The organism is Dysgonomonas sp. 37-18 (assembly GCF_001899125.1).
Taxonomy (GTDB): Bacteria; Bacteroidota; Bacteroidia; order Bacteroidales; family Dysgonomonadaceae; genus Dysgonomonas.
Genome location: NZ_MKVC01000017.1, coordinates 122,407 through 148,212 on the forward strand (window position 1 = coordinate 122,407; position 25,806 = coordinate 148,212).

Below are 25,806 nucleotides of genomic sequence, written 5' to 3' on the forward strand. Positions count from 1 at the left end.
GAACTGAAATTATAATAATTTAGAATTATGACAACAAAAATAATTAGAAAAGCTTGTCTCTTTTTGAGCCTGACTTTATCTGTTTCGTTTTTGCAACTTTATGCTCAGAAATCTTCGACGGCTAAAATAACTGTTGATGTCGGAACACCGGGACATACAATTTCGCCTACTTTGTTTGGTATATTTTTCGAAGATATAAACTTGTCGGCTGATGGAGGGTTGTATGCAGAACTGATTCGCAACCGTTCGTTTGAAGATGCCGATACATTACAATACTGGAAGTTTATTGGGGCTGAAAAAAAATCAACAGCTAATATTATTAAGGCCAATGTTCATTCGAGTCCACCCGTGCCACCGTTAAACCCTTACAATCGTAAGTCACTTCTTATCGATTTTGATGGCTCCTTCAAATTGGAGAATAACGGTTATTGGGGAATACATGTAGTTAGTGGAGAACGATATTTGTTCAAATTGGCTGCCTGCGCTGTTGGCGGACTAAAAACCCCATTGCAAGTAAAGATTGTGAGTGCAGACGGAAATGTTCTTGCTTCGGGTGAAATAAACAGTATCACTTCAGAATGGAAATATTATCCTCTCGTACTTACAGCATCGGCAGGAGACTCTAATGCCCGGCTTGAAATTTCAGGTAGTGGAAATGGCAAATTATTTCTGGATATGGTTTCATTGATTCCTGAGAAAACGTGGAAGAACAGTGGATTACGTATCGACCTGGCTGAATCAATCAATGCTTTAAAACCTACCTTTCTTCGTTTCCCAGGAGGCTGTTGGGTAGAAGGAGAAGATTTAGCCCATATGAACAACTGGAAAAAGACTATTGGTAATATAGATACCCGTACACCATTGTGGAATATTTGGGGATATAATGCTACACACAGCTTGGGTTATCATGAATATTTACAATTATCCGAAGATCTTGGAGCCGAACCTTTATTTTGCATTAATGCCGGTATTTCGCACCGCGAGGTGGTTCCAATGGATCAGATGGGACAATGGATACAAGATGCTCTGGATGCGATTGAATATGCAAATGGTCCTGTGACTTCTGTATGGGGGAGTATTCGTGCCAAAAACGGACATCCTGAACCATTCAACTTGAAATATTTAGAGATAGGTAATGAAAATGGAATGGCTCCTTATGCTGAACGCTGGGAACTCTTTGTGAAGGCTATTCATGATAAATACCCTGATATTGTTTTAATCGCTAACGAATGGGCTGGGGGACATCCCAAAAATCCAAAACCACAAATAGTGGATGAGCATTATTATAGCAATCCTGATTGGTTTATTTGGAATTCAAATAAATATGACAGTTATGATCGCAATGGCTCTAAAATATTTGTGGGAGAGTATGCTGTCACAAGTGGTACAGGGAATGGAAATCTACGTGGAGCTATCGGTGAAGCAGCTTGGATGACGGGTATGGAACGCAATTCTGATATCGTGGTTATGGCAGCTTATGCGCCACTTTTTTGTCATGCCAAGCATAAAGCATGGCCTGTAAACCTGATCAATTTTGATAATAATCGTTGGTTCGGTATTCCAAGCTATTATGTTCAGCATATGTTCGCAACCAATCAAGGGACAGTAAATTTGCCCGTTAATATAGACTATGCACCGAATGTTGAGATGCCTCGTTCGAGCGGTTGCATTGGATTGGGAACTTGGTTGAATTCGGCAGAGTTCAAAGATTTGGAGGTAACAGCACCGAATGGTAAAGTACTATTCAAACCAGATTTTAATAAAATAGATGAAACATGGAAACATACACCTAGTAGTGAATGGTCTGCAACCAATGGTGTATTGAAACAATCTGCAATTTCTCCTAATAGCACTATTTATATGGGAGATACCCTCTGGACGGATTACACTATAAAAGTGAAAGCTCGTAAAATAGAGGGCGAAAATGGATTTCAAATTTATTTCCACAATAAGAATAGAGGAGAGCGTACCCGGTGGGATTTAGGTGGTTTTACGAACTCTGTGAACATGTTAGAGGTCGGTTTGATAACGGAAAGTATGCCTTATAATGTAGAACCCGGTCGTTGGTATGAAGTGAAAATAGAGCTTCGTGGCACTTCGGTAAAAGCATATCTGGACGGTAAACTTATACAGGAAGTTTCTGCTGATGAAAGTCTGAAAGTAAAAGGTCTTTGCTCAAGTGCTTCACGTGATGATAAAACAGGCGATATTATTTTGAAAATCGTGAATGTTACGGGTAAAAATGTAAAAACTGAGATTGACTTGAAGGGTACTGATTTGCTTACAGGAAATGGGGAGGCTATAGTATTGACGTCTGCTAGTCCGTTTGATGAAAACACATTGGACGAACCCACAAAAGTTTCGCCTAAGAGTGAAAATTTCAAATTTTCTGGAAAAAAGCTTACACGTTTATTCCCTGGTAATTCGTTGACAGTATTACGCCTGACAACTAAAAAATAAAAATAGAGAAAATAAAAATCTTTATAAAAGCAAAGGCATCTCACATTGAGATGCCTTCATTTTTCTTATGCTTATTTTCCTCTATGCTTATTCTTTTACTAATATTCTTTTATGGGCTTAAATGAGACTGTTTAATGTCTAAAATTAGGGTTTCCATTCTACTATACCTGTCACCGGATTTTCCTTACGCCATTGGATAAAGTCTTGATATGTTCTCACACCTCCTTCAATTACAGCCTGATAATACTCAATTCCCATTATTTTTTGACCGTCAGGCGTTTCGTACTTCAAACGTAGAATAGTATTTTTTATTTCTTCGGTCAAGACACTAGCAATACGATCGGTAACTTTTTCAAAATATCCATCAAAGCGAGAATCTTTGACGATATGAATCATATCAATGTGCCACATTTTTCCATCCCTGTCTTCATACCATGCATGCCATTCGAGGCAAGCATCCTCTTCCTTTAAAAGGTTACTATATTCTATTCGTTTTATAGAAGGATGCTCAGCTAGTTGAGCCATAGCTGTAAAACTATCAGTTAACGAGAATGGAGATGTGTATATATGAAAATCGATATCGAAGTGCTTCATCATAAGTCCCAATTTTAAAGACCCAATCAGATTGATTGTTGCTCCTATAGATTTCCATATATTTATTACGTTAGTATCCTTAATAATATCCCAAGCTTTTTGCTGATTTTGTGTAGACAATGCTAAAATTTTATCCATCATTCGATTTCTATTACGTATTTCGAAAACAAAGATATTCAAAATATTAAAATGGGGTATAACGACCCTTTTCTCTTATTTTTACCTTCTCCTCCTCTAATATTCAAACATCTACTTGATATATTATTTAGTCCATAGGTCAATAGCTAATGTCCACTTGTCAATCCTTTTTGAAAAGCCCCTTAAAGCTCAAGAAATTTGTGTCTGTAAACTATTAAAGTATTGATATGACTAAAAGAGTTTCTATTTCTATTCTTTTGATTTTCTTCTATTTAATTCTTAAGGGGCAGACCGAAATAAAAAATGATACATTGATATTGCATAAACATCTACTTAACAGGCAAATTGATATGGAGGGGAAGGCTGATTCTGTATTTTTACAGCCAATACTTACTCCCGTATTGTTAGAAGAAGATAATATAGATTTGAAACTAGCCGATTTGAAATTTGAGATTAATAACCAGCCTAAAATAAAGATTCCTTATGTGAATATGATCGCTCCATCGTTGTTGATCTCTTATGGTATTGCTGCTCAATATGTCAAGCCTTTGCAGAAATTAGATAAAGAAGCTCAATTATCTGCAATAAAGCATGTAACCAAGCGTATTCCGGCAGATGATTATATTCAGTTTGCTCCAGCAGTAGGTGTATATGTCTTTGATTTGATGGGGATAAAAGCAAAACACAACCTCAGGGATCGTACGATTCTAATGGCAACATCGAATCTCTTGATGTGTGCGACGGTACAGACATTGAAGCATACCACTAAAGTGATGCGTCCAAGCGGTTCAAACAGGCAATCTTTCCCCTCAGGACATACAGCCACCGCATTTGTTAATGCACATATTCTATTCAAAGAGTATAAGGATTCTAATTGGTGGCTGGCTGTTAGTGGTTATGCCGTTGCTACTGCAACAGGAGTTTTGCGCGTGATGAATAATAAACATTGGGTGAGCGATGTAGTGGCAGGAGCAGGGATTGGTATTTTGAGTGCAGAAGCAGCTTATCTGTTGCTACCTCATATTAAGAAAATGTTTGGAATTGAAGATGTTAATAAGAACCTGGCTATTGTTCCTATTATTTCCCAAAAACAGTATAGCATAGGAGTATCTTATACCTTCTGATAAAGGTTACTTACCAAAGAGTTTTTTATTGATAACTACTTTAAATAAATCACCGCGACGGTATTTTGAGAGAGGCAGTTCTTTGTCTTTTACATAAATTCTACCTCCTTTTATACTGTCGATATGTGATATATTTACAAGAAAAGACTTGTGGATTCTGAAGAATGATTCTCTAGGTAGCATCTCCTCAGTAGCAGCCATTGTTTGATGTACGATATGAATTTTATCCGATAGGTGAATTTTTACATAATTTTGCATCGACTCTATATACCGTATATCTGTCCATACAATACGTATAAATGAATCACCTTGCTTAATATAAATATCATTGTCATCATTTTCTAAATTTTGTTTGAAGAGTAACTGCGAAGTATAAGTGTTTTTCGCTTTTTGTGCAGCTTGAAAAAAGCGTTGAAAAGCAATAGGTTTCAACAAATAGTCGATGACATTGAGACGATAACCTTCCAAAGCATATTCAGAGTATGCTGTTGTAAGAATAGTTAAAGGTGCAGTTTCCAACGATTCGAGAAATTCAAGCCCTGTGAGATCCGGCATGTTAATGTCAAGGAACATCAGGTCAATTTCCTTTTCTTTGAGTATGGTAGCTGCATCGATAGCAGAGAAGCAGGTATCTACAATCTCTAGAAAATCTAATTTACCAATATAGAATTTGATTCCTTCTATTGCGCCCGGTTCATCGTCAATAATCAAGCATCTCAGTCGCATATTATTTAGATTCACCATCATTGCTGAGATTTATTATAAGTTTTGAATGATAAATATTTTCAGTTTCACTGATTATGAGACTATGTTTATTGGGGTACAAAATGTTGAGACGTTTTTTGACATTATCTAGCCCTATTCCCGAATTGGAAGCTGTTGTTCGTTTTATAGATGATTTTGAATTCTCAACCTCAAAAGTTAATTCTTTATTGTTTTGGTTCAGATTGATGCTTATATATCCTTTGTGTGACTTTGACCGCGAAACATGTTTAAAAGCATTTTCTATAAAAGGAATGAGCAATAGAGATGGTACTTGCATCTTAGGGTTTTCTAATTGCCAGTTGGCGTTAAAATCCAAGGTGTTTTCCCAACGATACCTCTCAACTTCTATGTAGCCTTTCATAAACCGGATTTCATCTTCTATATTCACACTTTCTTTATCAGAGCCATAGAGTTGATAGCGAAGAATGTCTGAATATTTTATCAGCAACGAAGAAGCCAAATCTGAATCTTTTTGTATCAGGATGTGTATGTGATTCAGTACATTAAACATAAAGTGCGGATTGATCTGAGCTTGCAAGGATTGAAGTTGAGTTTCCAGATGTTCTTTTTGTAATATAAGATGTTGCTCATAGAGCTTAGCTTGCTCAAAATAAAACTTTAGCCCACCAAAACCAAGATTAACCAGAATAGTCAATGGTAAAAAACCAAATACTTCTGCTAAAAAGAGCTCTTTATTTTCTGAATTTTCAGATAATGGCAATATTCCATGTGATTCCAATAAGTAGAATCCCTCTAAAAATAACGACAACAGAATGGATTGACTAATAGCCATTAGGAAAATCCAGCAGACTATTAGAGGCATTCTGTTTTTTAGGATTGCTCCTGATAATATACGATTGCACAAAAGGTGTGTAGTAACAATTAAAGTTCCCAAAAGAGCAATCGCCGATAATATTTTTTGAAATAAAAATGGATAATTAGAATCATCTACAGCCCATATGATGCCTGCAATAATAATCCATAGCAGGAAGAATACACTGTTGAAGCTTTTTAATTGATACTTTTTCATTTGACAAAGTTAATAGATAATACTCAACAGTAAATGTCCACAAATCACAGGAATTAGACTATTCGTCAATAAATGCTATCGTATTAATTACATCTGATATTCTCTCTATCATTCTATCAAATATAAAGATTTATTATCTCAGTGTTTTTTATGTGTAATCAGTAGAGTTCTATTCTTTATATTTCTTTTTTTTATGGCTTTATTCAATTATATTTGTTATCTGTTTTAGACTTTTGTTATAATCTTAAAGCTGATATCTTTAACTCTTTCTATCCCAGAAATTATATACAAGGCAAAGAAAGTACTATGCCTATTATAGCTTTAATGAATGGACATCATATATCATGAAGAATATTTTACTTTTGCTTCTTTTTTTTATATTTACAATTAGTACACTTGCTGCCGATATCCGATTTTATAATATAAATGATGTTTACGGTACATCCATTCGTGAAGTATATTCTATAACTAAAGACGATAATGGATTTATTTGGGGTGCCTCCAAAACGGGCATATTAAGGATATCTTCTAATAATTGCAGAAAATATCAATTACCTCATAAATCTACCGATATTTACTTTACAAGGCTCGATTATTCGAACTCTATATTAATAGCTTACACAAATAATAGTCAGATCTTTAAATACGATCCTCTATATGATCGGTTTGATTTATTGGTCGACTTGAAGCGATTATTGAATAACGAATATATTGCTACAAAAAGAGCTGTAGTAGATAAAAATAAAAGTATTTGGATTGGCACCTCTAATGGTTTGTACAAGTATGAGAATCATCAATTGAAATTAAAAGTACACGATCTAGAGATTGTTTTCATAAGCAAGTATACTTCAAATAGCTTGTTCTTGGCTACTCCTGAAGGAATGGCTATTTTTCATACGGATACAGATAAACTGGAATATATATATAAGTATAGTCGAGATAACGAATTGGAAGTTTCCTCATTTTTATACGATGCGCAAACAAATCAACTTTGGATAGGGACAATTTCGAATGGGCTTTGGTCTTATGATATTAGTAATCGTCAATTGTTGAATAAAGAAACAAATAAATTACCCAGACAACCTATATTGTCGATAAAAAAAAATACAACCTCATCACTTCTTATTGGTATTGATGGTCAAGGATTATGGGAGTTGAGCGAAAATGGAGATAAAGTATTGAATATCTATAAAGAAGATGTTAACGACTTTTTCTCGCTTCATGGAGATGGTGTGTATGATATATTCTGTGATGATAATGAACGTATCTGGGTGGCAACTTATACCGGAGGTCTATCATTCTTTGAACAAAAAATTTTCCCTGTAAACCAAATTACCCATCAAATTAATAACCCAAACTCGCTAATAAATAATCATGTAAATAAGGTAATTGAAGATAAAAAAGGAAATATATGGTTTGCTACGAATAATGGCGTAAATAGATGGAATCCAAAATCAAATAAATGGGATGCATTTTACGATAATAAACAAGAACAGGCTAAAGTCTTTTTAGCCTTATGTGAAGATAATGATGGAAATATTTGGGCAGGAAGTTATTCGTCCGGAGTATATGTTCTTGATGGCGATACAGGAAGAGAACTGAATCATTATTTTCAAGAGAAAGAAGAAAATGGCTTTTCCGGTAAATTTATAGCCGACATATTTAAAGATTCTCAAGGTAATATTTGGATTGGGGGCACCGGCAATATTATTTGTTATAAAGAGAAACAAAAGCGTTTTCGTATTTTTGATCGTCAATCCATGTATGCTTTTGCAGAGTTGTTGTCCGATAAACTTCTTTTGGCTTGTGATTATGGATTAATATCTATGAATAAAAATACAGGTAATAAAGAATTGCTCTTAAATGATTGTCTTGTACAGGATATTCTTATTAATGGGGATGATATCTGGCTGGGGACTTCAGGAAATGGATTGGTTTACTTCAACTATAAAACAAGAAACTCAAAAAAATATACTCTCGAATCAGGATTGACATCGAACTACGTAAATAGTATTATGTTAGATAATGATGCTCTATGGCTTGGTACCGAAAGTGGTTTATGTAGATTCAGCATAAAAGATAAATCGGTATATGAGTACCCATCATCATTATCATTAAAAACAGTATCATTTAATACAAATTCGAAATACAGACAGAAAAATGGAAACTTGATCTGGGGTACAAATAAAGGAGCGGTTATTTTTAATCCTGATTTATTATATAATAATGAAGCTAAAGGGAAGATATTTATTCAGGATATAATTATATCAGGAAAATCTATACGACAAAATAAGGATTTATTGAGTGATATACCAATCAATAAAAGAGCTGAGTTAACATTGAGGTATGACCAAAATAATTTTACGATCGAATTATTACCATTAAGCAGCTCTTTAAGTGGATATAAATTCTCATGGAAATTAGAAGACTTTGATTCAGACTGGAGTAATCCCAGTGATTTATCCATTCTAACATATACAAATCTCCAGAAAGGAAATTACAATTTGAAAATACGAATGTTCGATAGTTCTGGCAATCAGCTTGACGAACGTTCGTTGTTTATAAATGTAACACCTCCATTTTGGCAAACATGGTGGTTTCGCCTTATTCTTCTTATAATTATAATAGGAATTATAGCTTACCTTCTAAGGTCATATTCCAATAGGTTAAAACAAAAGCATGCCAGAGATAAGATACGATTCTTTACAAATATCGCACATGATATCCGAACTTCGGTAACATTGATAAATTCTCCGATTGAAGAACTCGAGAAAGATCAAATGATGTCCGAAAAATCCAAATATTACCTGTCTTTAGCACAAAGTCAATCGAAACGTTTGCTCTCTGTTGCCACACAATTGCTGGATTTCCAAAAAGTAGATATTGGAAAAGGACAGGTTTTTTTGATGATGACAGATATTGTAGCATTAATATCTCAGCGATGTTTGATGTTTGAAGAAATGTCAAGAAAGAGAAATATAAAATTAAACTTCTCTTCAAATCAAAATTCATATAATACTGCATTGGATGATATGAAAATAGAAAAAGTAGTAGATAATCTTATTTCCAATGCAATAAAGTATTCGCACGATGATACCCAAGTCGATATAATTTTAACATGTGAGCCTAAACAATGGATTTTAGAGGTTAAAGATTACGGACTAGGAATATCCGAAAATGCAAAAGGTAAATTATTTAGAGAATTTTATAGAGGAGATAATAATATAAATTCCAAAATAGTTGGCTCGGGTATTGGGCTATTACTTGTAAAAAGTTATATACTCATGCATGAAGGCAATGTTCTTTTCGAAAGTAAAGAAAATGAAGGTTCTAGCTTTAAAATAGTTGTTCCTTATAAACACGTTGAGGAAGCAATGCCTAAACCAGCTTTGTCTGAAATAAAAAATAATACAGAATTCAACGATGACATTTCGCTTTATAAAGATATAGATCAGAAAAATATTCAAGATAAACAAATGTCTATATTGCTTGTAGAGGACAATATAGATCTTCAGAATTTTTTAGCTTGTTCTTTTAGAGATCAATACAATGTTACAACCGCAAGTAATGGGGGTGAAGCGTGGGCTATTATTCAATCCAAATCTTTTGATTTGATTCTTTCTGATATTTTAATGCCTGAAATCAATGGGTTGGAATTGTGTAAATTAGTAAAATCGACATTCGAAACATCACATATACCTGTTATACTTTTAACATCTTTAGCCGAAAAAGAGAATCTGATTGAAGGTCTGCACCTTGGAGCCGATGATTATATAACAAAGCCTTTTGATATCCGTATTCTTAATTATCGAATCAGTACAATCTTAAAAAATAGAATTATAGTCCGGGATAAAGCTCTAAAGCTAATTAGTCAATCTGATGCAGAGCAAGATATTTTCATAAATGAGTTGAATGATAAATTTATAAAAAAAGCATTGAGTATAGTTCATGAAAATATGTCAAACACTCAATTTGGGAAAGAAGAGTTTGCTTCAGAAATGCACATCAGCTCTTCTCTTCTATATCAGAAACTGAAGGCACTTACAGGACAATCGCCTATCGATTTCATCAGATCAATAAGATTTAATCATGGCTTGGAATTATTGAAAACACACCAATATACTATTTCGGAAGTAAGTGATATCTGTGGCTTTTCGAGTAATAATTATTTTAGCACAGCATTCAAAAAATATTTTGGAAAATCTCCGACAGAAATATAATAACACTACATATAATTAGAAATAAACAAGCTGATTTGTCTAAAATGTAAGGTTTTTTATCTAAAATCAAACATGAAAAAGGGAGTTCAGATATTAGTTTTGTTAAATCATATTTGTTAATGAAATCTAATATACAATGAAACCCAGTCTCATTTTTTTACTTCTATTTTTTACATGTGGCTATACGTCACAGTCAATAGCTCAAAATTATCAGGATACACAATCCGGTATTCGAACTACCATAGGTGATATAGATATAGAGCTTCGCTTTTACACCCAATCTTGTGTAAGAATTTTAAAATCTTCACAAAATCATCAATACAAAAAGGAAAGCCTTTCGGTTATCGATAATAATCGTGCTGTAAATATAGAAAAAAGGCAAAAGGGAGATATTCTTATATTAAAGACTCCATCAATGCATGTTACTCTGGATTTAATATCGGGACAAATGTTTTTTTACAATACGCAGAATAAACTTTTGCTAAAAGAAAAAGGCAAGCCTGTATTTACGGATTTTGATGATGCCGGAGAGAAAACGTTTTCGGTCTCTCAAAAATTTGCTCTTGAAAAGGATGAATCGATTTATGGTTTAGGACAGCTGCAAAATGGAAAAATGAAGCAACGAAATTTAACCAAATATTTAATTCAGGGAAATGTAGAGAATGTTGTAACATTTTTCCAATCAAATAAAGGCTATGGTGTATTTTGGGACAATTATTCTCCAACTACATTTAAGGATGATCAAGAAGAGACTTCTTTCTCCTCTGAGGTAGGAGATTGTGTTAATTATTACTTTATGTATGGCGGAAATTCGGATGGAGTAATTGCTCAAATGCGCGAACTTACAGGGCAAGTACCTATGTTTCCGTTATGGACATACGGTTTTTGGCAAAGTAAAGAACGATACAAAAGTCAGGATGAAACAGTTGGTGTTGTAAAAAAATATAGAGACTTGGGAGTTCCTCTTGATGGAATTATTCAAGATTGGCAATACTGGGGACATAATTATCTGTGGAATGCGATGGACTTCCAAAACCCACTATTTAACGATCCTCAAAAAATGGTTGATGATATTCATTCGATGAATGCTCATATGATTATTTCTATTTGGTCCTCATTCGGTCCTGCAACAAAGCCTTACAGAGAACTCGACAAAAACGGATTACTATTCAATTTTACAACATGGCCTCAGTCCGGTATGGATACTTGGCCTCCAAATATGGATTATCCATCAGGTGTGCGTGTATATGATGCGTATAGTCCTAAAGCGCGAGATATCTATTGGAAATATTTAAATAGCGGTCTTTTTAAATATGGAATAGATGGCTGGTGGATGGATTCTACCGAACCCGACCACTTAGATTGGAAACCCGAAGATATGGATACCAAAACTTATCTCGGTTCGTTTCGAAAAGTGCGTAATGTATTTCCTTTGATGACAGTAGGCGGTGTTTATGACCATCAGCGAGCTACCTCTTCTAATAAGCGAGTATTCATACTTACCCGTTCTGGTTTTGCCGGTCAGCAACGATATGGAGCTAACGTTTGGTCAGGAGATGTTAGTTCATCTTGGGAATCTTTACGTAATCAGGTTCCGGCTGGTCTTAACTTTTCTATTTGTGGTTTGCCGCATTGGAATAGCGATATCGGAGGTTTCTTTGCCGGTGCTTATAATAAAACGTGGAATGACGGCAGTGCTACTCGTAATCCAATGTTTCAGGAATTGTATGTTCGCTGGTTACAATTTGGAGCTTTCAATCCGATGATGCGTTCCCACGGAACAGATACACCAAGGGAGATTTATCATTTTGGAACAAAAGGAGAGCCTATTTATGATGCCATTGAAAAAACGATTAATCTGCGCTATGCCCTTTTACCATATATTTACTCTACCTCATGGGAAGTAACCAATAAGCAGTCTAGCTTTATGCGAGCTTTAGTGATGGACTTTCCGAATGATCCTAAAGCGTTAGACCTGAATGACGAGTTTATGTTTGGCAAGTCAATACTTGTAGCTCCTATCGTGAAAGCACAATACACGCCCGAAAAGATTGTAAAGGTAAATGAAGAAGAAGGATGGAATAGAGATCAGGCAAAAGATGCGGATGGCAATATGGTTGTTGATTTTGCAGCGAAGAAGCGTACTAAGGTATATCTCCCGGCCGGAACTACTTGGTATGATTTCTGGACTAATCAACAATATAAAGGCGGACAAAGAATAGAGCTGGAAACATCTATCGATAATACTCCATTATTTATTAAAGCCGGAAGTATTATTCCATTTGGACCAAAAGTGCAATATGCCACAGAGAAACAATGGGATCACTTGCAACTACGTGTATATACAGGTGCTAACGGGTCATTTGTTCTTTACGAAGATGAATTTGACAATTATAATTATGAAAAGGGAGAATATACCGAGATTCCTATTACATGGAATAATGCTTCCCGAACCTTAATTATCGGAGATAGAAAAGGATCTTATAAAGGGATGTTACTTAGTCGAAAATTGACAATAATTCTTCAGGATGCTACCCAAAAGACAGTTGAATACGATGGTAATAAGTTAGAAATAAAATTTTGATATATACTTAAATATAGAATAAAAGAAAAAATGAAAAGAATTGTTTGTTTAGTTTTTATAGCCTTTTTTATGTTTCAGGCATATAGTCAGAAAGCAACAGTGACTAGCCCTGATGGACTATTATCGGTAAAAATTTTCCTTGATAATGGTATTCCTATGTATGCCGTTGAGTATAAAAATAAGACTATGCTCGAAAAGTCTCCATTAGGTATTATCACAAATGAAGGTGATTTTAGTAGAGGACTCGAATATATTTCAAAAAAAGAGGGAGCAGTAGATAAAAAATATACACAAGATAAGATAAAGCAATCAGAGATCCATTATAATGCAAATTCTTTGATTTGCTCATTTCAGAATCCAAAAGGGAATCAAATATCTATCCTGTTTCAGGTTAGTAACAATAACATTGCTTTCCGTTACGAACTTCCGGAATGGGGTGAGAGAAAGGCTTGTGTTATAGAAAAGGAAGCTACCGGTTTTAAATTTCCTCAATCGACTACAACCTTTTTGTCATATATGATGAGTCCGATGCAAGCCTTTGCTCGTACTTCACCGAGTTACGAAAGTGGTTATACCAACGATGAACAAGTAGGAAAACCAACCTACGAAAATCAAGGATATGTTTTTCCCGGTCTATTTCGTATAAATGATGCCGGCTGGGTTCTTGTTTCAGAAACAGGAGTCAACAGTTTGTATTGTGCATCGCATTTAAGTGATGGTACGCAAGAAGGCTTATACACAGTAGCATTTCCGGATAAAAGGCAAAATAACGGATTTGGCAGCACAGGTGCTCAAGTTGGTTTGCCCGGTATTACGCCTTGGCGTACGATAACTGTAGGAGAAACTCTCAAACCTATTGTAGAAACTACTATTCCATTCGATGTTGTTGACCCTTTATATCAAGCAAGCCAATCATATAAATATGGTCGGGCAACTTGGAGTTGGATTGTATGGCAAGATAATAGTATGAATTGGGATGATCAGGTAAAATATATTGATTTAGCTTCCGAAATGGGATACGAATATATTTTGATTGATGCATTATGGGATGTAAATATCGGCTATACAAAAATTGAAGAGTTGATAAAATATGCGAAATCAAAAAATGTAGATGTGTTCTTGTGGTATAATTCTAATGGAGGCTTTAATGATGCTCCTCAAGGTCCAAGAAATAAAATGAACACATCTATTTCACGCAAAGAAGAAATGAAATGGCTAAAGAAGATTGGTGTTAAGGGATTGAAAGTTGACTTTTTCGGTGGTGATAAGCAAGAGACGATGCGCTTGTACGAAGATATTCTTTCAGATGCTAACGATTATGGGCTGATGATTATTTTCCATGGATGTACTCTTCCTCGTGGTTGGGAACGCATGTATCCGAACTATGTGGGTAGCGAGGCTGTATTGGCGTCTGAAATGCTTGTGTTTTCGGAAGGTATACGAGAAAATGAGGCATTCTTTTCGACGCTGCATCCGTTTATTCGCAATACGGTAGGATCTATGGAGTTTGGTGGTGTATTCTTGAATAAATTCCTGAATAAAGGGAACAAGCAAGGACAAAAGCGATTGACGACCGATGCTTTTCAGCTGGCAACAGGTATTTTATATCAGAATGCTGTTCAAATGTTTGCTCTTACACCTAATAACCTTACAGATACACAAGGCTTCATTCTTGATTTTATGAAAAAAATACCCACAACTTGGGATCAGACATTATATATTGACGGATATCCGGGGAAATATGCTGTGATTGCCCGCCGTAATAATGACCAATGGTATGTTGCCGGAGTAAATGCCTTGAAGGAAACTCAGAAGTTAAAATTAAACTTGCCTATGTATGCCGGTAAGAAGATCAAAATGTATAATGATGATAAAAATAGAGAAACCTATTTGAAGGAAATAGAAGTGAAACAGAATGGAGATGTAGAAATATCTATTTTGTCTCAGGGAGGATTTGTATTAACTTATTAAAATAAATTATGAATATAAGATTAACTCTTTTAAGCTGTTTTGTGTGTCTTTTTGTTATTAATTTATCACAAATTAAAGCACAGTACCCACTTATACAGACAAGATATACAGCTGATCCGGCTCCAATGGTATATAACGATACCGTATTCCTTTATACCACCCATGACGAGGACGATTCTCAGGGATTTAAAATGCTCGACTGGTTGCTTTATACCTCTACGGATATGGTAAACTGGACAGATCATGGGACTGTTGCATCATTAAAAAGTTTTAGTTGGGTTACAAAGGATAATGGAGCTTGGGCTCAACAAGTTGTTGAACGAAACGGTAAATTCTATATGTATTGTCCGATACATGGGCAAGGTATTGGCGTTTTAGTCTCTGATTCTCCTTATGGGCCATTTAAAGATCCTATAAACAAACCACTTGTCTGGCAAAAAGAACATTGGGAGGATATAGATCCCACAGTTCTTATAGACGATGATGGACAGGCATATATGTATTGGGGGAACCCGAATGTTTATTATGTGAAGCTGAATGAAGATATGATTTCTTATTCTGGAAATATTGTGAAATTAGATAAGAATCCTGAACATTATCAGGAAGGACCATGGGTATATAAACGGAATGGACATTATTATATGGCTTTTGCCGCTACTTGTTGTCCCGAAGGATTAGGGTATGCCATGAGCGACAAACCTACAGGCCCGTGGACAACTAAAGGATACATAATGAAACCAACTCAGCGTACAAGAGGAAACCATCCCGGTGTAATTGATTATAAGGGTAGTTCTTATGTGTTTGGGTTGAGTTACGATTTAATGCACCTCGAAACCTTTAAACATCATGAGCGTAGGTCGTCTATGGCAGCAAAAATGCATTATAATGCGGATGGAACTATTCAGGAAGTTCCATATTGGACAGAGAATGTATTAGAGCAAATTGAATTATTTAATCCGTATCGCAGAGTGGAAGCCGAAACTATGGCTTGGGGATATGGTTTGAAAACGGAAAAGATGCCTGATGGCAGAATTTGTCTTACCGGAATAGATGATAATGAATCATTGTGTGTTCGTGGAGTTGATTTTGGTAAAGGAGCAAAAGAATTTTCAGTGCTTGCAGCATGTAATGTAAATGGTGGTTATATCGATATTCGTCTAGACAGTACCAGTGGTCCTTTGATCGGTACATTAGAAGTAACTCGTTCGGGTGCAATGGATAGGTTTAAGTTGATGTCGTGTGCAGTAAATGGTGCTAAGGGGGTGCATGACCTTTATTTCTGCTTTAGAAGCACCTCTCAGAGAAATAACTTGTTCTTCCTTGATTATTGGGAATTTAAATGAAATTAGAATCCGAAAAAAATATGAAAGAGAAAATATACTTAATAATGTTGGCAATATTTATGCCAACATTATTGCAATCACAGAATCCGATTATACAAACGATGTATACAGCCGATCCGGCTCCAATGGTGTATAATGACAGATTATATGTTTATACAACTCATGATGAGGATAACTCTACATGGTTTACAATGAATGATTGGAAGTTGTATTCTACAGATGACATGGTTAACTGGACAGATCATGGTGTAATTCTGAAATATACAGACTTCGAATGGGCTAAAGGTGATGCTTGGGCTCCTCAATGTATCGAGCGTGATGGGAAATTTTATATGTATGTACCTGTTATATCCGGAATAAATAATAGGGGGGCAATAGGTGTTGCAGTGGCTGATAGTCCGTATGGTCCTTTTTATGATGCTCTTGGTGAACCTTTGGTACAAACAGAATGGGGTGATATCGACCCTACAGTATTCATTGATGATGATGGTCAGGCTTATCTTTACTGGGGAAATCCCAAGTTGTACTATGTTAAGTTAAATGAAGATATGATCTCTTATTCGGGCGATGTAGTCCGTGTTCCGATGGTTGCAGAATCATTCGGCAAAAGAGAAAATAATCCGGAGAGACCAACTTCATATGAGGAAGGACCATGGTTATATAAGCGTAATAATCTTTATTATTTATTTTGGCCGGGAGGACCTTTACCCGAATTTATAGGATATTCGACAAGTAAAAGCCCTATAGGACCATGGAAATATGGTGGTATTGTTATGCCTACAGAAGGTAAATCTTTTACAAACCATCCCGGAGTGATTGATTTTAAAGGGAAAACTTACTTTTTCTATCATAATGGAGCACTGCCCGGTGGAAGCGGTTTTACAAGGTCTGTTTGTGTCGAGGAAATGACGTTTAATGCAGATGGTTCTATCCCTCAATTGAAAATGACAGAAGGAATTAAGCAAGGAATAGGTACTCTCAATCCTTATCGAAAAACAGAAGCCGAAACAATTGCATGGTCTGAAGGTATAAAGGCATCTCAAAATAAACAGGTTGGAGTCTTTGTGACCGCAAAAAAGGATGGGGCATATATAAAAGTTAGAGATGTTGATTTCCAAAACCAAGGAGCTTCTAAGTTTTTTGCGCGAATAGGAACTACTCATAATGCCAATGTTACATTTGAAATTCGTCAAGATAAACTAGATGGGGCTTTACTCGGTACAATAAAGGTCCCACGTACCGGAGGCAGTGACAGGTGGAAGTTAGTTTCGATTGATATCCCTAAGATAACAGGTGTTCATGATCTATATTTCGTTTTCAAAGGGCCTCAGAATACTGATGTCATGTACTTTGATTATTGGAGGTTTGCTGAATGATATAATGCTTTTATAATCAATTATATCTTTAGATTTTACTATTAAATATGCATTTATATGAAAAAAAATATTCTTTTTATTGTATTGTTTTTTATGTCACTTAATATGTCTATTGTGGCTCAGGAAAAATTTCATGTTTTTTTATGTTTTGGGCAATCCAACATGGAGGGGCATGCGAAGATTGAAGTACAAGATACTATTGATATAGATGGTCGTTTTATGATGTTGCAGACCGTTGATTGTCCTGAACTGGGACGTTTTAAGGGGAACTGGTATAAAGCTATTTCACCATTAGCACGATGTCATACAGGACTTAGTCCGGCTGATTATTTTGGAAGAACTATGGTTGCAAATCTTCCGTTAGATACGAAGGTTGGTGTAATCAATGTTGCGGTAGGAGGTTGTAGAATAGAACTCTTTGATAAAGAAAATTTTCAATCTTATGTAGACCAATCTCCAGAATGGCTCAAAAATATGGTTAATGAATATGATGGCAATCCTTATGCCCGATTGATAGAAATGGCTAAGCTGGCTCAAAGTCAGGGTGGTGTGATTAAAGGAATATTACTTCATCAAGGTGAATCTAATAACGGAGAGACTGATTGGCCGGAAAAAGTCAGAAAAGTATATGACAATATACTAAAAGATCTGAATCTTGAGCCGAATTCAACCCCCTTACTAGCCGGAGAACTATTAGATGAAGAACAATATGGTGCATGCGCAAACATGAATTTAATAATAAATACTTTACCAAACGTTATACCAAATGCCCATGTCATTTCTTCAAAAGGATGCGAAGGGGTTAAAGACCGATTGCATTTTAGTGCTGCCGGATATCGAACTTTAGGAACTAGGTATGCTGAGAAAATGTTGCAATTGTATAACGGAAGTTCATTAAAGAAGTAATTAAAGTGTACTTATGGAAAAATATTATTGTAAATTATTATTCACGGTACTTTTCTTGTTTTCTTTGATATCGTGTAATCATAATAAACATATCGAAGTCACTCCATGGGAGACAGGAGCTTTTGAATCGCAGAAATATAGAAATCTTTTTACTGAAGTAGGATACTCTAAAGAACAGGTTGATGGGAAATTACAGGGAATATTTCAAAATCTCTTTTTCGGTCCGAATAAGATTTACTTTGAAGTAGGAGATTCAATGGCTTACATATCAGATGTCAAAAATCATGATGTGCGGACAGAAGGAATGTCTTATGGAATGATGATTGCCGTACAACTGAACAAGAAGGATATTTTTGATCGTTTATGGCGTTGGAGCAAAAAGAATATGCAACATCAAGATGGACCTTTTGAAGGTTATTTCGCATGGAGCTGCAAAACTGATGGAACGCCTAATGCAAAAGGACCGGCGTCTGATGGAGAGCTCTATTATATTACTTCTTTGATATTTGCATCTAATCTTTGGGGAAATGATGAAGGAATTGATTATTTGAAAGAAGCTCAGAATATACTTAACTGTTCGATGAATAAGGGTGGAGGAAAGGAAGGAGTGACTAATCTTATCGATGCAGAGCACAAACTGATTACTTTTGTGCCTTTCAGAGGAGCCGCTCTGTTTACCGATCCATCGTATCACATTCCTGTATTCTATGAAGTTTGGGCTAAATGGGCAGAGGATGGACGTTCTGAATATTGGAAAGAATGTGCTCGCTCTAGCCGAGGCTATCTGCATAAGGCTGTACATCCTGTAACAGGCTTAACTCCTGATTATTCATATTATGACGGAAGGCCATTTCGCACTGAATATGGTATTGTAGGTGAAGATTTTCGATTTGATTCATGGAGAGTCCCTCTGAATATAGCATTAGATTATTCGTGGAGTTGCGCAGACAAAGAATGGCAACAAGACTATGGCACTAAGATACAAAGTTTCTTATACTCTCAAGGGTTGGAAACATTTGTAGACCAGTATACGATTGATGGAGGAATGGTTTCTGATACATTACCGGCAGGTAACTATAAAAAGGATTTAAGACACTCCTTAGGATTAGTTGCTACAAGTGCTGCAGCAACTACAATGTCTACTTATCCTAAGCGGAGTGAATTTGTTCATCATATTTGGAATTCTGAACATAAGCCATACGAAGATGGATTTTTCGATGCATACTATGATGGACTATTGTATTTGTTTGCCTTTATGCATTTAAGTGGAAACTATAAAATAATATTTCCGTCCTAACTATTAAATATCTAATTATTATGAAAAACTGTATTTTGCTGTTTATTTTAGTTCTGTCTATTGCCTCTAAAGCTACAGCACAAGATTTAGAGGGAGGTATTTCGTCTGAGTACAATATTCCTGAAGGTCAATATCCTATAGTGAATAGCGATTTAAGTGCTACATTCCGCATCCAAGCTCCTTCTGCGCAAAGCATGCAAGTTGATATCTGCGGGAAAAAATATCCGATGACAAAAAATGCAGCCGGTATGTGGGAAGTAACAACCGACCCATTGGTGGTAGGATTTCATTACTACTTCTTATTGATAGATGGAGTATCTGTAGTAGATCCCGCTAGCCAGACATTTTTTGGTTGTGGAAGAATGGCGAGCGGTATAGAAATCCCGGAATCTAAAGCAGAATCTGCTTATTATTCGTATCAAAAAGATATTCCTCATGGACAAGTTAGAGAATGTTATTATTTCTCGAAAGTAGAGGAGAAGCAACGTAGATGTTTTGTATATACGCCTGCCGAATATGAAACAAATCCTACAAAACGCTATCCTGTGCTGTATCTTCAGCACGGTATGGGCGAAGACGAAACCGGCTGGAGCAGACAAGGAAAAATGGCTTTTATTTTAGATAACCAGATAAGTGAAAAGAAGTGTGTTCCGATGATTGTTGTAATGGATTATGGTAATTGTGGATATATACATGGAACTAAAAAAGGAGAATCTCAGAAGGAGTTTGGAGCATTATTTACCCCAATACTTATAAATGATATTATACCCTATATTGACTCAAATTTTCGGACACTTTCGGATAGAGATAACAGAGCCATGGCTGGTTTATCGTGGGGAGGACATCAGACATTTGAGACTACATTGAATAATATAGATAGGTTTTCGCATATAGGAGCTTTTAGTGGTGCTCTTTTCTTTTTGAAAGAAGACAATCTAAAGAAAGCCTACAACGGAGTTTTTGCGCAGCCTGATGTTTTCAACAAAAAAGTACATACTCTTTTCTTAGGTATGGGTTCAGAAGAGGGAATGGGTAGCAAACGTATCAGTGATTTCTTAAAGGAAAATGGGATAAATAATACATATTACGAATCTCCAGGAACTCATCATGAGTGGCTTACTTGGAGACGATGCCTTAATCAATTTTTACCTCTAATATTCAAACAAAAACAATGAAAAAGCTGTTTTTTCTATTCAGTATATCTCTGATTTTATTGGTAAGTTGTACTACATCTAAGGTGAAATCATTTGTAGATAAGAATTATGATATACCTATTGGCTTTGATCAACACAAACCGGATGTAAAGTATGGCGTAGTTAACGATGTCAGCTATTTTTCGAAGACAACCAATAGCAATAGGCCCGCTAAAATAATTTTACCGCCAAATTATGATAAGAATAAGAAATACCCGACCTTATATCTTCTTCATGGTTTGGGAGGAAATGAGAATGATTGGTTTGGCGGCAATCCGGATCAAATTATATCGAACTTACTCCATGAGGGAAAATCTAAATAAATGATAGTTGTTATTCCCAATATCAAAGCCAGGCATGATAGTGTGAAAGTTGCCCCGGAGTTTTACTCTGTCCAACATTTTAAGGAATATGATAATTTTTTGAATGACCTTAAAAATGACCTGTTGCCATATATAGAGAAAAATTATCCGGTACTTTCCGGACGAGATAATCGTGCTGTAGCAGGTTTATCCATGGGAGGTCGTTCTGCTCTCCATATTGGAATAGAAATGATTGATGAATTTGCATATATCGGAGCATTCACTCCTGCAGTAGGTGTTCTGCCTTATGATGTAGAGAAAGGTCTTTTTATACAAGAAACGCTTACTGTGCCTTTAAAGTATAAGAAATCGACTTTGATAATGATAGTAAAAGGAAGCAATGATGATGTCGTAAAAGAATGGCCAGAAGTATATAATAACACACTTAATAAGAATGGAGTCGAGCATATCTATTACATTACACCCGGAGGGCACGATTTTGATGTATGGAAGAATAGCTTGTATAATTTTGTCAGACGAATATTTCAATAATAAACAAGTTTTACTTATTAGAGAATATAATATAGATCGTAGTTAAGTGTTTAACTATCTGTGTCTTTATTCTAGTTGTTGTATATTCATAGTTTTGTCTGATGACGCAATATTATATATTGAATACGAGTCGGATAAATAATTATAAAAAAGATGGTATATTTGCATGTAATAAGTGTTTATTATACACTCTATTGTTTGTTTTTAATTTAAATAAATTGAGATGACACCATCATTCTATAAAGAGCAAGAAAAATTCTATATATCCGTCGACTGTATAATACTTGGTTTTAAAGATGATAAAATGTACTTACTTATTTCGAAGCGAAAATTTAACCCATTAGAAGGTCATGATACACTCATGGGTGGATTTTTGCGTTCGAATGAACATCTTAATGAAACAATCTCTCGTGTTGTTTATGAATATACAGGTATTCAGAACGTATATATGGAAGAGGTTGGTGTATATGGCGATATTAATCGTGATGAAGGAGAACGAGTTGTGTCTATCGCATATTATGCATTGATTGATCTGGAATTGTTCGATGATAAACTTTGTAAGGTCCACAATGCCAGATGGGAAGAAGTGGATAAAGTTGGAGAATTAGTTTTCGACCATAACCAGATGTTATCAGATACATTAGTGATACTTAGACGAAAAGCTGCGACTCAGCCTATCGGTTTCAATTTATTACCTGAAAAATTTACTTTACCTCAATTGCAATCCCTTTATGAAGCAATCTATCAAACAAAATTAGATAAACGTAATTTCAGAAAGAAGATGCTGGAAATGAATGTTTTGGAAAAGCAACAGGATAAAGATAAATCAACTTCGAAGCGAGGTGCTTTTTACTACAAATTCAACAAAGAAAAATATGATGAATTATTGAAAAAAGGGTATTCCTTTTTTTCTTATGTTGATTAATATTTGGTGTATACCATTAATGTTATTATAAAAAGAACCAAGACGCAGCTAGTCTTGGTTCTTTTTTACTTTAATATGCAAGGTAACACTAAACAGCTATTTATCTTCTAATAATCTAACTTCTATGATTTTCGGTGTTGTATGTTCTTTGTTTGCCGTAAATTTAATATCTAATATCTCTTTTGTCGTCTCGCTTAGAGGAATATCTAATAGTATAAATTGGATTCCCGATTCAGGCTTATTATCTATACTTAGATTTTGAAGTTTCTCCCCATTGACCGAAATTTCATAAATACTTGGTTTATCAGAAGCCAGATATTTGACATATAGAACTTTGACTTTCTTGTCTTTGTTTCTCATTTGATAACTAAACCAACCTTTTGCTTCCCGCCAGTGAATGTTCTCGAATGATCCTGCATTCGATTCTTCGAATTGTATAAAGTGATCTGACTCTGGTTGTTGTTCTCCACAAGCTACCTTATCTATGGTTTTAGAATCCAGTTTTATACGTTCTTGTTCCTCGCGTTTTATTTGTTCATGCAAACTAGCCAATCCTTCAGTTGTTGTTTGGGGCAAATATATAATATAGCGAGACTCATGCAGTCTGAAAAAAGGAACAAATTCCAATTCTGACGGATATTTGGTTGAATAAAGACTACTCAATTTGAAAGTCAGAGGCTTACCTGGTACAGGTTTAATTTTAGAAGTAATATCTTCTTTATCGCTAACCAATAGAGGCATTTCGGACAAAGGCAGAAAAGTTCCGTGTGCTATATGTCCACCACGGCTATCATCAGCAAACAAACCGGTCATATCTTCCTGTCCTGTTTTCGCAGCAAGAACAATTGGTCCATATCGAAATGAATAGTAATTTGATTTGTCAGGAAGTTGCTCCGCAACAATAGTCATCGGTAATTCTACGCTTATGCGATCTCCTTTTTGCCAAGTTCTTTTTATTGCAATATAACCATTCTTTAGAACTCCAGCATATGTTTTTCCATTCAGCCTAATTTTCATTGTTCCTTTTTCTACCCATGATGGGTATCGTACATACACTGTAAATTCACTTTTTTTCTTAGGATTTACAGTGATTTCTGTTCTTGATTCGTCAGGGAATTTATTATCCTGAACGATCTCAACATTTTTTTCTTTCCAGTTTAATGAAGAAGGAATGAATAGGTTTACATATAAATCATCACTTGTGTGTGCATAAATCATTTCTCCATATTTTGCATGGCTCTCTATTCCAGATCCAACACAACACCACATACTGGTTTGAGGCTGCGAATATACACGATAATGTCCGGGGCGCATTTGTGTGAAATAAACTAAGCCTCCGGTTTGAGGATTTTGACTTGAAAGGATATGATTATATAATGCTTTTTCGTAATAATCAATATATTTTTTGTCTAAGGATGTTTGATAAAACATTTTAGATAGACGGAGCATATTGTATGTATTACAAGTCTCGGGACCTTCATTACTTGTTATCATACTCGAAAAATCATTTGTTGGGTGGAAGTGTTCTCTTACACTATTTCCACCTATACATACCGAGCGATGCTCTACTACAGTTTCCCAAAAGAAACGGGAGGCCTCCGACCAAGATTCATTCCCTTCTATATCAGCAATACGTTTAAAACCTAAAACTTTAGGTATTTGCGTATTGGCATGTAATCCTGTTAGTTTATCTTCATGAGCTAATAATGGGTTTAGTATTAATTGGTGAGAAAACTGATGAGCTAATTTCAAATATTTTTCATTTTGCGTTATTACGGCAACATCTGCAAAAGTTTCGTTTAGCCCTCCGTGTTCGCTGCGCAGCATATCTTGTATTTGCTCTTCAGACAAATTTGATACTAGTTTTATAGCCCAGTCTGTCATTTTAATCAACATATCCTTTGCTGTCTCATTCCCTGCAATAAGGTAGGCATCACGTAAGCCTGCATAAGTCTTATGAATGTTGTAGAGAGGAACCCACCTGTTATTTAACCCAAAACCAGAGGCTCGAATATCACCTTTGGCTATTTCTTCCCAAATAGCCTTTCCGCCGGGAACACCTCCAATGTATCCATTACCATTTTCATCCTGACATCGTTTCAATTCACTTATCATATAGTCAAGACGATTTTTTATCTGTTCATCTCCTGTAGAAGCATACATCAAAGCAAGAGCCGAAACATAATGCCCTCCGATATGTCCGTCAAGACCCGTATTCTCCCAATTCGTGTAACTCTCTGCCTTTTTCTGCAATCCAGCTTCTCTTAAGAATGGTGCTAAAAGTCTATCTGCATCTAAATCTAAAAGATATTTCTTATCAAGATCCTGTGCCCTTTTGAAAGGACTATCCAATAACGTTATGTCTTTCAGATCAAAATATTTGATCTTAGGAGTAGTTTCCTGAGCACAAAGGTGAATGACGCAAACGAAAGAGAATATTGTTGTAAATAATTTCTTCATTGATATTGATTTAATTTCTATAAATAATACTATTAAAAATAGACACGCTGATATACTTCTGGTTGGTTAACGAACCATTCTGTATATCAGCTTTGTTTTTTATATTACTTCAGATATTCTTTGACCTGTTTATATACATTATCAGGTGTAAAGCCTAGTTTTTCGTCGAGTACTTTGTAAGGAGCGGAAAACCCGAAAGAGTTCATACCCCAAATTTTGCCATTGTCGCCAACGAGCCCTAGTAATGTGACGGGCAGCCCGGCAGTCAATCCGAACTTTTTCTTGTCCTTCGGCAATACGCTTTCCTGGTATTCTTTACTTTGTGTGCGGAATACTCCCTCTGATGGAACGGAAACAATACGTGTTTTTATGCCGTCTTCTTTCAGTAGTTTTGCCCCGTCAACGAGTGTCGATACTTCCGATCCGGAAGCCAGCAGGATGATGTCATAGTTCGCGTCTTCCTCCACTATATATGCTCCTTTCTCTGCTTGAAGAGCTTCTGTATATCGGTTTTCTTTTGCCGGCAGGTCGTTGATGTTCTGACGGGAGAAAATCAGTCCTGTCGG

The 25,806-nt window shown here is 35.6% G+C and carries 17 protein-coding genes and 1 pseudogene; 13 read left to right on the forward strand and 5 right to left on the reverse strand.

The window, feature by feature from the left end; genetic code table 11:
* Positions 1–27: 27 nt before the first annotated feature.
* Positions 28–2,460: an alpha-L-arabinofuranosidase C-terminal domain-containing protein gene (locus BGO84_RS06815; RefSeq protein WP_291028591.1), complete on the forward strand. Its 2,433-nt coding sequence runs from the start codon at positions 28–30 to the stop codon at positions 2,458–2,460.
* 144 nt (positions 2,461–2,604) lie between these two features.
* Here the strand turns inward: BGO84_RS06815 and BGO84_RS06820 are convergent, their stop codons facing one another.
* A complete protein-coding gene (locus BGO84_RS06820) occupies positions 2,605–3,192 on the reverse strand; it encodes a phosphoglycerate mutase family protein (protein WP_291028608.1) in 588 nt (195 codons plus the stop codon).
* Positions 3,193–3,419: 227 nt separating this feature from the next.
* On the opposite strand from BGO84_RS06820, the gene BGO84_RS06825 reads away from it, so the two are divergent.
* Positions 3,420–4,316, forward strand: coding sequence for a phosphatase PAP2 family protein (locus tag BGO84_RS06825; RefSeq protein ID WP_291028592.1), 897 nt, complete (start codon positions 3,420–3,422; stop codon positions 4,314–4,316).
* Positions 4,317–4,322: 6 nt separating this feature from the next.
* Here the strand turns inward: BGO84_RS06825 and BGO84_RS06830 are convergent, their stop codons facing one another.
* Positions 4,323–5,063, reverse strand: coding sequence for a LytTR family DNA-binding domain-containing protein (locus BGO84_RS06830; RefSeq protein ID WP_291028593.1), 741 nt, complete (start codon positions 5,061–5,063; stop codon positions 4,323–4,325).
* Positions 5,044–6,111 carry a histidine kinase gene (locus BGO84_RS06835; RefSeq protein WP_291028594.1) on the reverse strand — a complete coding sequence of 356 codons (1,068 nt, stop codon included), beginning with the start codon at positions 6,109–6,111 and terminating at the stop codon, positions 5,044–5,046. The genes BGO84_RS06830 and BGO84_RS06835 overlap by 20 nt, the downstream gene beginning before the upstream one ends.
* A gap of 344 nt (positions 6,112–6,455) precedes the next feature.
* Between BGO84_RS06835 and BGO84_RS06840 the strand changes: the two genes are divergently transcribed.
* The 11 genes and pseudogenes from BGO84_RS06840 (at position 6,456) to BGO84_RS06885 (ending at position 22,780) form a co-directional block, all read left to right on the forward strand.
* On the forward strand, positions 6,456–10,331 hold the full coding sequence (locus BGO84_RS06840) for a hybrid sensor histidine kinase/response regulator transcription factor (RefSeq protein WP_291028595.1): 3,876 nt from the start codon (positions 6,456–6,458) through the stop codon (positions 10,329–10,331).
* Between the two features lie 136 nt (positions 10,332–10,467).
* Positions 10,468–12,915, forward strand: coding sequence for a TIM-barrel domain-containing protein (locus BGO84_RS06845; RefSeq protein WP_291028596.1), 2,448 nt, complete (start codon positions 10,468–10,470; stop codon positions 12,913–12,915).
* Between the two features lie 30 nt (positions 12,916–12,945).
* Positions 12,946–14,886 carry a glycoside hydrolase family 97 protein gene (locus BGO84_RS06850; protein ID WP_291028597.1) on the forward strand — a complete coding sequence of 647 codons (1,941 nt, stop codon included), beginning with the start codon at positions 12,946–12,948 and terminating at the stop codon, positions 14,884–14,886.
* A gap of 8 nt (positions 14,887–14,894) precedes the next feature.
* On the forward strand, positions 14,895–16,229 hold the full coding sequence (locus tag BGO84_RS06855) for a glycoside hydrolase family 43 protein (protein ID WP_291028598.1): 1,335 nt from the start codon (positions 14,895–14,897) through the stop codon (positions 16,227–16,229).
* A gap of 20 nt (positions 16,230–16,249) precedes the next feature.
* Positions 16,250–17,605 carry a glycoside hydrolase family 43 protein gene (locus tag BGO84_RS06860; protein ID WP_291028599.1) on the forward strand — a complete coding sequence of 452 codons (1,356 nt, stop codon included), beginning with the start codon at positions 16,250–16,252 and terminating at the stop codon, positions 17,603–17,605.
* Between the two features lie 105 nt (positions 17,606–17,710).
* A pseudogene (locus BGO84_RS06865) lies at positions 17,711–18,484 on the forward strand (sialate O-acetylesterase); the annotation flags it as partial.
* 40 nt (positions 18,485–18,524) lie between these two features.
* Positions 18,525–19,808: a glycosyl hydrolase family 8 gene (locus BGO84_RS06870; protein ID WP_291028601.1), complete on the forward strand. Its 1,284-nt coding sequence runs from the start codon at positions 18,525–18,527 to the stop codon at positions 19,806–19,808.
* Between the two features lie 20 nt (positions 19,809–19,828).
* Positions 19,829–20,983, forward strand: coding sequence for an alpha/beta hydrolase-fold protein (locus BGO84_RS06875; protein ID WP_291028602.1), 1,155 nt, complete (start codon positions 19,829–19,831; stop codon positions 20,981–20,983).
* Positions 20,980–21,324: a hypothetical protein gene (locus BGO84_RS18730; protein ID WP_366246694.1), complete on the forward strand. Its 345-nt coding sequence runs from the start codon at positions 20,980–20,982 to the stop codon at positions 21,322–21,324. The genes BGO84_RS06875 and BGO84_RS18730 overlap by 4 nt, the downstream gene beginning before the upstream one ends.
* Positions 21,325–21,855: an alpha/beta hydrolase-fold protein gene (locus BGO84_RS18735; protein WP_366246695.1), complete on the forward strand. Its 531-nt coding sequence runs from the start codon at positions 21,325–21,327 to the stop codon at positions 21,853–21,855.
* 223 nt (positions 21,856–22,078) lie between these two features.
* Complete coding sequence (locus BGO84_RS06885; RefSeq protein WP_135104255.1) at positions 22,079–22,780, forward strand: NUDIX domain-containing protein; 702 nt, start codon at positions 22,079–22,081, stop codon at positions 22,778–22,780.
* A 96-nt stretch (positions 22,781–22,876) separates the two neighbouring features.
* Here the strand turns inward: BGO84_RS06885 and BGO84_RS06890 are convergent, their stop codons facing one another.
* Positions 22,877–25,240, reverse strand: coding sequence for a glycoside hydrolase family 127 protein (locus tag BGO84_RS06890; RefSeq protein WP_291028603.1), 2,364 nt, complete (start codon positions 25,238–25,240; stop codon positions 22,877–22,879).
* A gap of 104 nt (positions 25,241–25,344) precedes the next feature.
* Positions 25,345–25,806 (reverse strand): transketolase C-terminal domain-containing protein (locus BGO84_RS06895; protein ID WP_291028604.1); only part of this gene is annotated, 462 nt, incomplete at its 5' end.

Bases quoted from the DNA above. Each gene is read 5' to 3' on its own strand.
- BGO84_RS06815 (WP_291028591.1), top strand. From the start codon at position 28: ATGACAACAAAAATAATTAGAAAAGCTTGTCTCTTTTTGAGCCTGACT.
- BGO84_RS06820 (WP_291028608.1), bottom strand. From the start codon at position 3,192: ATGGATAAAATTTTAGCATTGTCTACACAAAATCAGCAAAAAGCTTGG.
- BGO84_RS06825 (WP_291028592.1), top strand. From the start codon at position 3,420: ATGACTAAAAGAGTTTCTATTTCTATTCTTTTGATTTTCTTCTATTTA.
- BGO84_RS06830 (WP_291028593.1), bottom strand. From the start codon at position 5,063: ATGATGGTGAATCTAAATAATATGCGACTGAGATGCTTGATTATTGAC.
- BGO84_RS06835 (WP_291028594.1), bottom strand. From the start codon at position 6,111: ATGAAAAAGTATCAATTAAAAAGCTTCAACAGTGTATTCTTCCTGCTA.
- BGO84_RS06840 (WP_291028595.1), top strand. From the start codon at position 6,456: ATGAAGAATATTTTACTTTTGCTTCTTTTTTTTATATTTACAATTAGT.
- BGO84_RS06845 (WP_291028596.1), top strand. From the start codon at position 10,468: ATGAAACCCAGTCTCATTTTTTTACTTCTATTTTTTACATGTGGCTAT.
- BGO84_RS06850 (WP_291028597.1), top strand. From the start codon at position 12,946: ATGAAAAGAATTGTTTGTTTAGTTTTTATAGCCTTTTTTATGTTTCAG.
- BGO84_RS06855 (WP_291028598.1), top strand. From the start codon at position 14,895: ATGAATATAAGATTAACTCTTTTAAGCTGTTTTGTGTGTCTTTTTGTT.
- BGO84_RS06860 (WP_291028599.1), top strand. From the start codon at position 16,250: ATGAAAGAGAAAATATACTTAATAATGTTGGCAATATTTATGCCAACA.
- BGO84_RS06870 (WP_291028601.1), top strand. From the start codon at position 18,525: ATGGAAAAATATTATTGTAAATTATTATTCACGGTACTTTTCTTGTTT.
- BGO84_RS06875 (WP_291028602.1), top strand. From the start codon at position 19,829: ATGAAAAACTGTATTTTGCTGTTTATTTTAGTTCTGTCTATTGCCTCT.
- BGO84_RS18730 (WP_366246694.1), top strand. From the start codon at position 20,980: ATGAAAAAGCTGTTTTTTCTATTCAGTATATCTCTGATTTTATTGGTA.
- BGO84_RS18735 (WP_366246695.1), top strand. From the start codon at position 21,325: ATGATAGTTGTTATTCCCAATATCAAAGCCAGGCATGATAGTGTGAAA.
- BGO84_RS06885 (WP_135104255.1), top strand. From the start codon at position 22,079: ATGACACCATCATTCTATAAAGAGCAAGAAAAATTCTATATATCCGTC.
- BGO84_RS06890 (WP_291028603.1), bottom strand. From the start codon at position 25,240: ATGAAGAAATTATTTACAACAATATTCTCTTTCGTTTGCGTCATTCAC.